Origin of the sequence: Micromonospora sp. NPDC049799 (assembly GCF_040656655.1) — a bacterium.
Taxonomy (GTDB): domain Bacteria; phylum Actinomycetota; class Actinomycetes; order Mycobacteriales; family Micromonosporaceae; genus Micromonospora.
Genome location: NZ_JBFAMU010000615.1, coordinates 1 through 2,644 on the forward strand (window position 1 = coordinate 1; position 2,644 = coordinate 2,644).

The window sequence follows — 2,644 nt, forward strand, 5'->3', positions numbered from 1 at the left end:
CCCGGGCGATCCTCGGCGAGTCCGGCTGCGGCAAGAGCGTCACCGCGCAGGCCATCATGGGCATCCTGGACAGCCCGCCCGGGTTCGGCCGGTAAGCACATCGTGATCATCGGCGGTGGCGACACGGCCGCGGACTGCCTCGGCGTGGCCCATCGGCAGGGCGCTGCCGGCGTACACCAGTTGGACCTCTACCCGGAGCCGCCGCAAGCCCGCGACGAGGCCCGGGACCCGTGGCCGACGTGGCCGTGGGTCCTGCGCAGCTACCCCGCGCACGAGGAGGGTGGCGAGCGGGTGTTCGCCGTCGCCGTGCAGGAGTTCGTGGACGACGGCACCGGCCAGGTCCGGGCGGTACGGATCGCCGAGGTGACCGTGGAGAAGAGGGACGGCCGGCGGATCGTTACCGCGCTGCCCGGTTCGGAGCGTGAGCTCCCGGCGGACCTGGTGCTCCTGGCGATCGGCTTCGAGGGCACCGAGGAGCAGCCGCTGCTCGACCAGTTCGGCGTGACGCGCAACCCGCGCGGCGCGGTGGACGCCCGATCGGACTGGCAGACCGACGCCGACGAAGTCTTCGTCGCCGGCGACATGCACCGTGGGGCGTCCCTGATCGTCTGGGCCATCGCCGAGGGGCGGGCTGCGGCCGCCGCCATCCACGCCCATCTCGACGGGGTGGGGCAACTCCCGGCCCCGGTGAGCCCGGCCGCGCAGCCGCTCGCCACCCGCTGACGGATCCGCGTTCGGCGGCCAGGACGACCTCGTCCTGGCCGCCGGACGGTCCAACGCGCCCTGCCGGAAGCCGCGACGGTGCTCCCGGCGGTCCCGTTCTTACCGCCGTAGTCGCTGCAGGACGGCGGCGCCAGCGCCGGCTCACCCGTGGCGGGCGGCCCGACCGGCGGCGGTTGGCCGACCTCCGGCTCCTACCACCTCTCCGCCCTGTCGAGCTGCCCCACTGGTGAGACCGTGCACGGAGCACCCGGGAGAGCTGCCCTATCGGTGAGATCGCGTGCCGGGAGCATTCGGGGGCACGGGTCACGGCGGTCCTCCGGGACGGCGAGCAACCGGGCGCGGTACTCCGACGCGGCGGCCAGTGTCGCGTGGAGCAACGTCGCCTCCGCCCCGCTGGTGGGGCAGGTCGACAGTGGCGGAACCAGGAACCATCGGGCCATCGCGCTGCCGCCGTGCGCCGATCCATCGAAGATGGTGGAACCCTAAGGGCGTCCGCCTATTCCCTCCATCTGCATGTTTCGATAGCATTACCGACTAGTAACAACCGTTGCATCCCTGGCCACGCGCGCGGTCACAGGGCCCCACCACCCCTGTCCTGTGGAGGTCCGTCATGCCACACCGCCCGCTGGCCCGTGCCCTCGCCGCGCTGGTCGCCGTCCTCACCGCAACCCTGGGCGCCGTGCTCGTCCCCGGCACCGCGCAGGCCGCCACCATCAACTACGTCGCCCTCGGCGACTCCTACTCCTCTGGCGTCGGCGCCGGTCCGTACGACCTCTCCGGCTGCCTCCGCAGCCAGAAGTCGTACGCGCCGATCTGGGCGTCAGCCAACGCGGTCACCAGCTTCAAGTTCCCCGCCTGCGGCGGCGCCGTGACCGCCGACGTCATCAACAACCAGGTCAGTGCCCTGAGCACGAGCACCACCCTGGTGACCGTCACGATCGGCGGCAACGACGCCGGCTTCGCCGACGTGATCACCAGTTGCCGGTTCGGCAGCACCTCGAGCTGCACCAGCGCGGTCAACGAGGCGAAGGCGTTCGCCACCGGCACGCTGCCCGGCCGGCTCGACGCCACGTACGCCGCGATCCGCAACCGCGCTCCCAACGCCCGGCTGATCGTGCTCGGATACCCGCGCCTGTTCGAGACCAACTACTGCGGGCTGTTCGCGATGAGCACGTACAAGCGCACGATCCTCAACGAGGCCGCCGACGTGCTCGCCACGGTCATCTCCGGGCGGGCGGCCGCCGCCGGCGCCACCTTCGCCGACACCCGCCCCTACTTCGCCGGCCACGGCGTCTGCGCCAGCGACCCGTGGATCCGCGACGTCACCGGTGTCATCGAGGCGTACCACCCGGACTCCGACGGTTACCGCTACGGCTACCTGCCCGCGCTGAACGCGGTCACCGGCTGATCCTGCCCCACGGCGGTCGACGGTCCGAAGGGGACCGTCGGCCGCCGCTTGCCGGCGACCGGCACACTGGGTGGATCGCGCGAACACGGCGTGCCACCGGACGGGGGTGTCCATGCGGGACGTGACCACACCCAGGCAGCTGCCCACGGGCCGGGACCAGCTCCCGGCCGGGGCGACGGAGTTCCTCGCACTGCTGGCCCGGCTGCTCCGGCGGCCCCGCCGCGGGGACCGACGACTACCGCTGCTCTGGCTGGTCCACCCCGACCTGATGGCGCTGCTGCGTCGCTTCCTCGGGCAGGGACAACGCCGGCGCGTCCCGCACGCCGTGCTGGACATCGCCGCGCAGCCCGCCGGCACCGACGTGCCCACCCTGCTGCGGGATCTGCACCGGCAGCTGTCGCTGGAGGCGTTCGGGGCGGCGCGGCTGCGGTTCCGGCACTACCCGCTCGCCGACTGGCTGATGCACCAGAGCCTCAGCCCGGCCGTCGACGCCGACGACGGACGGGCCGCGCT

At 72.8% G+C, this 2,644-nt stretch carries 1 protein-coding gene and 2 pseudogenes; all 3 read left to right on the plus strand.

Annotation, left to right across the window (positions count from 1 at the left end; translation table 11 throughout):
- Nucleotides 1–84: 84 nt before the first annotated feature.
- Nucleotides 85–723 (plus strand): annotated as a pseudogene (locus AB0I76_RS27250) (FAD-dependent oxidoreductase); the annotation flags it as partial.
- Nucleotides 724–1,333: 610 nt separating this feature from the next.
- Nucleotides 1,334–2,131, plus strand: coding sequence for an SGNH/GDSL hydrolase family protein (locus AB0I76_RS27255; RefSeq protein ID WP_357041201.1), 798 nt, complete (start codon nt 1,334–1,336; stop codon nt 2,129–2,131).
- 112 nt (nt 2,132–2,243) lie between these two features.
- A pseudogene (locus tag AB0I76_RS27260) lies at nt 2,244–2,644 on the plus strand (hypothetical protein); the annotation flags it as partial.